Here is a 740-nt window from a genome sequence, read left to right on the forward strand (position 1 = left end):
AGCAGAAGTCACCAACTCGCCAACTTGACTGCGTGTTGCGTCAAATTGCTTCTGGATTTCTTCAGCGGCTTTCTTATCTTCCTGAGCAACTAGGTTTGCGATACTTGGACCAGTAAGAACCGTGCCATCTTGGCGGCTGTATGTACCCGTATAAACGTTGTAGATACCTTGCTCGTTGTAGTAATGCGAGTTGTGCGTGTTATCCGAGAAGCAATCGTGCTCGTCTTCCGTAGAGTTCGCTTCTAGCGCAACTTTCATACGCTCACCAGCTAACTCACCCAAAGACAAAGAGCCCATACCAAACAGCATTTTACGTAGACCATTCTCTGCAGAACCTGTGAGTAGCTCTTGACGGTAGTTGCCTTTTTCATCAGCAGACCACTGTTTTTCCATCCATTCAAGATCTTGAATCAGTAGATCGGCCGCGGCTTTTAAGTACTCACCACGACGATCGCAGTGACCATTTGTACAACCAGAACCAACAACAAAGTCCGTGTACGCACGCTGACCTGCACCTGCATTTGTGCCGTTCAGATCTTGTCCCCATAGAAGAAATTCGATCGCGTGATAACCCGTTGCTACGTTTGCTTCTGAGCCACCTACTTCGTTCAAGCTAGCAAGTAATTCTGGAGTGATTTTTGCCACGTCAAGCTTAGACGGGCCGATCGTTAGGCTTGTGTTGGCAATGATATTTGCCGCTGCACCTTCGTTACCAAGCTCATATTGGTAGTCAGCAGCTA

General features: G+C 47.7%; 1 protein-coding gene. It reads right to left on the bottom strand.

Going from position 1 to position 740, the window contains the following annotated elements; genetic code table 11:
• Nucleotides 1-740, bottom strand: a 740-nt coding sequence (locus R7Q46_RS26805) for an imelysin family protein (protein WP_318078173.1), incomplete at both ends; no start/stop codon positions are given.

It is taken from the genome of Vibrio sp. 811 (genome assembly GCF_033339195.1).